Genomic DNA, 6,213 nt, shown 5'->3' with positions numbered 1-6,213 from the left:
CCGCAGGCCGGGGGACATTCGCGGAGCAAGGTACCCCGTCGGCGTGAGCGCGCCCTGAAAGGCGAACGTCAGGCACAACACGAAAACCCAAAGGACAACCGCTCATCTCAATGCGCCAGAACGGACAGCGCATTCAACGGCAACTGGATGTGCACCATGCTGCTCGGCACAAGCGGCTCGCCGCCACCGCCGCGCGCGTCGGCCGGCAGCTCGGCTTCGATCTCGATGCCCAGCGGCTCGCAGGCCAGGCGGGCCGAGGTGCGGTTGCCGAAGAATTCGGTGTCGAGCAGGCGCGCCGCGAAGCTGTTGGCGCCGAGTTCGGTGCCGTAGCGCTTCACGACCACGTGCTCGGGGCGGATGCCCACGGTGGCCTGCGCGCCGACGCTCAGGTTACCGGGGGCGCAAAGCAGCTCGCTGTCGCGCACGCGTACCTTGCCGTCGGCCAGCACCGTGGCGGGCAGCATGTTCATGCGGCCCACGAAACCGGCCACGAAACGGGTGCGCGGCTGGCGGTACAGCTCGTCGGGCGTGCCGGCCTGCTCGATGCGGCCGTTGTGCATCAGCACCACGCGGTCGGCCATCGACAGGGCTTCTTCCTGGTCGTGCGTGACCATGATGGTGACGATGCCCAGGCGCTTCTGGAGCGCGCGGATTTCGCTGCGCAGGCTGGCGCGCACCTGCGCGTCGAGCGCGGAGAGCGGCTCGTCGAGCAGCAGCAGGCGCGGATTGGGCGCAAGCGCACGTGCCAGCGCAACACGCTGCTGCTGGCCGCCCGAGAGCTGCACCGGGTATTTGTCGGCATGCGCGGCCAGCCCGACCAGGTCGAGCATCTCGCGCGAGCGCTTGGCCATCTCGCGGGCCAGCGCGCCGGTGGGGTGCAGGCCGTAGGCGATGTTCTGCGCGGCCGTGAGGTTGGGGAACAGCGCATACGACTGGAACACCACCCCGAAGCCGCGCGCCGCGGGCGGCAGGCCCGCGATGTCCTGCCCGCCCAGCAGGATACGGCCGCTGTCGGCACGCTCGATGCCGCAGACGATGCGCAGCAGCGTGGTCTTGCCGCAGCCCGAGGGGCCGAGCAGGCACACGAACTCGCCGGGCTCGATGTCGAGGTCGATGCCGTCGAGCACGCGGGTGGCGCCAAAGGACTTGCCGATGCCGCGAAGGGAAAGAAAGCTGCTGCTCGTCATGGCCGGATACCGCCTGGGGGTTGGATCAGAGGGGCTTCTTTTCCGACTTGGACTCGTAGCGCTTGGACCACTCCGTCAGGATGCGGTCGCGGTTGGCGGCAGCCCAGGCGAAGTCGTTCTTGGCCAGCAGCTTCTCGACGTCGCCCGGCACGAACTCGAGCTTTTCCTGCACGCCCGGCAGCGCCAGCACGGCGAAGTTCTTGGCATACAGCTCGTTGGCCTGCCTGGTGACGGCCCAGTCGGCCAGCGCCTTGGCGGCTTCCTGCTTCTTGCTGGTCTTGATGATGCCGGTGGCTTCCATGTCCCAGCCGAGGCCTTCCTTCGGCAGCACGATGTCGATGGGCGCGCCTTCGCGCTTGGTCTTGTTGGCGCGGTATTCGAAGGACATGCCCAGCGCGAACTCGCCGGCGCCGGCCTGGCGGCAGGGCTTGCTGCCCGACTGGCTGTAGATGCCGATGTTCTGGTGCAGCGCGTCCATGTACTTCCACGCCTTTTCTTCACCCATCATCTGGATCCAGCCCGAGACCATCAGGTAGCCGGTGCCCGACGCGGCGGGGTTGGGCATGGTGATCTGGCCCTTGTAGACCGGGTTGGTCAGGTCGGCCCAGCTGGTGGGCTTGGGCAGGTTCTTCTTCGCGGCTTCGGCGGTGTTGAAGCAGATGGCCGACGACCACACGTCCATGCCGACCCACTTGGGCGGGTTGGCCGCATCGCGCATGTTGGGCTTGATGGCGTCCAGGCCCTTGGGCGCGTAGGGCTGGAGCATGCCTTCCTTGTCGAGCAGCATCAGCGAGGTGGCGGCCAGGCCCCACACCACGTCGGCCTGCGGGTTGGCCTTTTCGGCCAGCAGCTTGGCGGTGACGATGCCGGTGGAGTCGCGCACGAACTTCAGTTCGATGCTCGGGTTCTCCTTTTCGAAGGCGGCCTTGTAGGCCTGCACCTGGTCGGCCTCGAGCGCGGTATAGACCAGCAGTTCGGTGCGGCCCTGGGCCGATGCGGCAAATGCCAGCGAGAACAGGACGGCCGGCACGAAGGCGCGGCGGAGTTGACGGTGCAGCATGGTGGAGATTCCCAAGTGGAAAAAGAAGTGACGCAATTCGCAAGACGCTGCGGGCAGGAGACCGAAAGTACGCAAATCCTGTCCAGCGACGAATGCGGCGATGCTGGCAGCGGCATGTGACAGGGATTTGTCAGATGCCTCAAAAAAACACAAATCCCCAAAATGGCGCCAGGGCAACAAGCGTCGTCATCCGCATGTCACCGCTGCGCGCCAGACTTCGCGCGCTGTCACCCGCGCTTTCCCTCCGCCCGCTGCGTTCCACTTCCATGACACTCGACCTCGCCGAGATCGCCCGCCTGTTCGCCGAACGGGGCGGGGTTGCCTATGCGGGCGAGCCCGTCACGCAGCTCGAACACGCGCTGCAATGCGCCTGGCTCGCGGAACAGGCCGGCGCCAGCGACTCATTGGTGACGGCCGCATTGCTGCACGACCTGGGCCACCTGCTGATCGCCGAGCACCAGACGCTATCGCACTCTCCTACAGAGCTCGGCATCGACGACCGCCACCAGTACATCGCCCTGCCCCTGCTGCGCGGCGCCTTCGACGTCGAGGTGCGCGAGCCCATACGGCTGCACGTGGACGCCAAGCGCTACCTGTGCGCCACGCGGCCCGGCTATTTCTCGAAACTCTCGCCCGACTCGGTGCGCAGCCTCGCGCTGCAGGGCGGCGTGATGGACGACGAGGCGGCCCGGCGCTTTGCCGAGCACCACTGGGCCGACGACGCCGTGCGGCTGCGCCTGTGGGACGAAGAGGCGAAGACGGAAGGACTGAAGACGCCCCCGCTGGCGCATTTCCTGGCCGTCGCGGCGCGGGTGATGCTGAACTGAGCGGTTCTCGAGGCGGCGGGAGCGATTCAGCCCCATCTAAGAAACATATGTTTTCCTCATGGCGAGCGGCGCACGAGCGCCGAGAGGAAAACCGCATGTCTTCATCCCCCTCCATCACCGCGCGCACGGGCACGCTGGTCCAGGTCCTGCGCCGGGTATTCAAGCTCGCGGCGCCCTACTTCAGCTCCGAGGAAAAGTGGCGCGCCCGCGCGATGCTGCTGACCATCGTCGCGCTGAACCTGTTCTACGTGTACGTGGCCGTGCTCGGCAACGAGTGGTACGGCCGCTTCTACGACGCGCTGCAGAACAAGAACGCGGTGGTCTTCTGGCACGAGGTGGGCGTGTTCGGCTGGATCGCCTTCGCCAACATCGCGGTGCAGGTGCTCAAGTTCTATGTGACCCAGCTGCTGCAGCTGCGCTGGCGCACCTGGATGACGCGCAGCTACCTGTCGCGCTGGATGGCCGACCGCACCTTCTATCACCTGGAACTGGCGCGCTACGCCGGCAAGGACGGGCAGACGCCGGACAACCCGGACCAGCGCATCCAGGAAGACATGCAGATCTTCACCAGCGCCACGATGTCTCTCTCCATGGGCCTGCTGAACGCCGTGGTCACGCTCATGAGCTTCATCGGGCTGCTGTGGGGGCTGTCGGGCAATTTCTCGTTCACGTTCAACGGCACCACCCACCAGATCGTCGGCGCGATGGTCTGGGTGGCGCTGGGATATTCCGTGCTGGGCACCGTCATCACGCATTTCATCGGCCGCCCGCTGATCGGCCTGAATTTCAGGCAGCAGCGCTTCGAGGCCGACTTCCGGCACCACCTGGTGCGGGTGCGCGAATACAGCGAGGCCATCGCGCTGGACCACGGCGAGAAGGTCGAGCGCGACCAGCTCGACCTGCGCTTCAGCAACGTGTTGCGCAACTACCTGCTGCTGATCAAGCAGCAGAAGAACCTGGTCACCTTCACTTCGTTCTTCGGGCAGGCGGCCGTGATCTTTCCGTTCCTGGTGGCGGGGCAGCAGTACTTTGGCGGCGCGTTCCAGCTGGGCCACCTGATGCAGATCGGCTCGGCCTTCGGCAAGGTGCAGGAGTCGCTCAGCTGGTTCGTCGACAACTACGACAGCGTGGCCGTGTGGCGCGCCACCACCGACCGTCTCACCGGCTTCGACGACAGCATGGCCGCCCATGCCGCGCAGGACGAAGGCCTGCAGCGTGCGCCTGCCGCGGTGCTGCACAGCGATGACCTGGGCGTCGCGCTGCCCGACGGCACGCCGCTGCTCGCCGGCGCCGCCCTGGCGGTCAAGCCCGGCGACAGCGTGCTGCTGCAGGGCCCGTCGGGCAGCGGCAAGTCGACGCTGTTCCGCTCGTTCGCGGGCATCTGGCCGTTCTCGAAAGGCCGGCTGCAGGTGCCTGACAACGTCGCCTTCATGCCGCAGCGTCCCTATGTGCCCGACGGCAAGCTGCGCGACGCGCTGACCTACCCCAACCCGGCCACGAACTTCAACGACGACCAGCTGCGCCAGGCCCTGGCCGACGCCCTGCTGCCCGACCTGGTGAACCGCCTCGACGAGAGCGACGCCTGGAGCCAGAAACTCTCCGGCGGCGAGCAGCAGCGCCTGGCCATTGCGCGCGTGCTGCTGAAGAAGCCGGCGTGGCTGTTCGCCGACGAGATCACCAGCGCGCTGGACGCGCAGGCCGAGGGCGTGCTCTACAAGCGCCTCGCGGCCACGGTGCAGGCGGCCGGCGGCGCGATGGTGTCCATCGCGCACCGCGCGGCCGTGGGCGACTTCCACAACCAGCGCTGGACCATGGTGCCGCAGGCAGAGGGCGCGACCGGCGGCGGGCCGCGCTACCGGCTGGACACCGCGGCCGTTCAGCCGGCGGCGGCGTAGCGCTCCCAGCCCTTCTTGCGCAGGTCGCAGGCGGGGCACTCGCCGCAGCCATAGCCCCAGGCCTGGCGATGCGTGCGGTCGCCGAGGTAGCAGGTGTGGGTTTCCTCGACGATCAGGTCGACCAGCGGCTCGCCGCCCAGGCGGTGGGCCATCTGCCAGGTCTCGGCCTTGTCGATCCACATGAGCGGCGTCTCGATGACGAGGCGGCGCTCCAGCCCGAGCGACAAGGCGAGCTGCATGGCCTTCATGGTGTCGTCGCGGCAGTCGGGATAGCCCGAGAAGTCGGTTTCGCAGACGCCGGTGACGATCACCTGCAGCCCGCGCCGGTACGCCAGCGCGCCGGCCAGCGTGAGGAACAGCAGGTTGCGCCCCGGCACGAATGTGTTGGGCAGGCCGTCGGCCTGCATCGCGAAGGCGACCTCCTCGGTCAGCGAGGAGCCGCCGAGCTGCGCCAGCGCCGCCAGCGTGAGCACGTGGTCTTCGCCCAGGCGGGGCGCCCACTCGGGAAAGCGCTCGCGCATCTTCGCGAGGATGGTGCCGCGCACGTCGAGCTCGACGCGGTGGCGCTGCCCGTAGTCGAAGCCCAGGGTTTCGACGCGCTGGTATTTCGAGAGCGCGTCGGCGAGGCAGGTGGTCGAGTCCTGGCCGCCGGAGAAAAGAACGAGGGCGGTGGTGTGCAGGGGCATATCCGTCAACGGCGGGCCGTTGTAGTCCAAAGGCGCAATTTTCGCAGGCCGCCCAGGCTGCGCGGATACCATGCCGCGAATGAGCACTAAACACTTGGTTGCATGGGCAGTCACCTTCGTGGTGCTGTTGGTGATCGACATGATCTGGCTGGGCGTCGTCGCCAAGGGCATGTACCAGGAGGCCATGGGCGACCTGATGTCGCCGAATCCGCGCCTGGCCTTTGCCGCTGTTTTCTACCTGGTCTACCCGATAGGCCTGCTGCTGTTCGCGATCATGCCCGGCGTCGAGGCGCAGAGCGTGGTTCGCGCGGCCGTGCTGGGCGCGCTGTTCGGCATGTTCTGCTACGCCACGTACGACCTGACCAACCTGGCGGTGATCCGCAACTGGCCGCTGGCCCTGTCGTTCATCGACATCGCCTGGGGCACGGTGGTGAGCGGCGTGGCGGCGGCGGCGGGCGCGGTGGCCTGGCGCTGGATGGCGGCGCGCTGAGCAAGCCCCATCCCCGCTAGCAAGCGGGCATGACACGCCGGAGTCTTCCGGCGTGTTTCTTTCTTGAA

6 protein-coding genes are annotated in these 6,213 nt (G+C 67.4%); 3 read left to right on the top strand and 3 right to left on the bottom strand.

Going from position 1 to position 6,213, the window contains the following annotated elements; translation table 11 throughout:
• Positions 1-107: 107 nt before the first annotated feature.
• Together QRN67_RS20440 and QRN67_RS20435 are read right to left on the bottom strand one after the other, a co-directional pair.
• On the bottom strand, positions 108-1,187 hold the full coding sequence (locus QRN67_RS20440) for an ABC transporter ATP-binding protein (protein WP_081268534.1): 1,080 nt from the start codon (positions 1,185-1,187) through the stop codon (positions 108-110).
• A gap of 25 nt (positions 1,188-1,212) precedes the next feature.
• On the bottom strand, positions 1,213-2,247 hold the full coding sequence (locus tag QRN67_RS20435) for a putative 2-aminoethylphosphonate ABC transporter substrate-binding protein (RefSeq protein ID WP_285413307.1): 1,035 nt from the start codon (positions 2,245-2,247) through the stop codon (positions 1,213-1,215).
• 266 nt (positions 2,248-2,513) lie between these two features.
• On the opposite strand from QRN67_RS20435, the gene QRN67_RS20430 reads away from it, so the two are divergent.
• Entirely contained in the window at positions 2,514-3,074 is a 561-nt protein-coding gene (locus QRN67_RS20430; protein ID WP_081268536.1) for a phosphonate degradation HD-domain oxygenase, read from the top strand.
• Positions 3,075-3,169: 95 nt separating this feature from the next.
• Positions 3,170-4,969, top strand: a complete 1,800-nt coding sequence (locus QRN67_RS20425) for an ABC transporter ATP-binding protein/permease (RefSeq protein WP_285413306.1) — start codon at positions 3,170-3,172, stop codon at positions 4,967-4,969.
• Here QRN67_RS20425 and queC read toward each other — a convergent pair.
• Complete coding sequence (queC, locus tag QRN67_RS20420; RefSeq protein ID WP_081268538.1) at positions 4,951-5,655, bottom strand: 7-cyano-7-deazaguanine synthase QueC; 705 nt, start codon at positions 5,653-5,655, stop codon at positions 4,951-4,953. The two genes, QRN67_RS20425 and queC, sit on opposite strands and share 19 nt — an antisense overlap.
• Positions 5,656-5,734: 79 nt before the next feature.
• On the opposite strand from queC, the gene QRN67_RS20415 reads away from it, so the two are divergent.
• Complete coding sequence (locus QRN67_RS20415) at positions 5,735-6,145, top strand: DUF2177 family protein (protein WP_081268539.1); 411 nt, start codon at positions 5,735-5,737, stop codon at positions 6,143-6,145.
• Positions 6,146-6,213: the final 68 nt, after the last annotated feature.

This window comes from Variovorax sp. efr-133-TYG-130, from assembly GCF_030208835.1.
GTDB lineage: Bacteria > Pseudomonadota > Gammaproteobacteria > Burkholderiales > Burkholderiaceae_C > Variovorax.
Note: the sequence above shows the minus strand (reverse complement) of the source record. Positions and strands in the feature narration are given on the sequence as shown.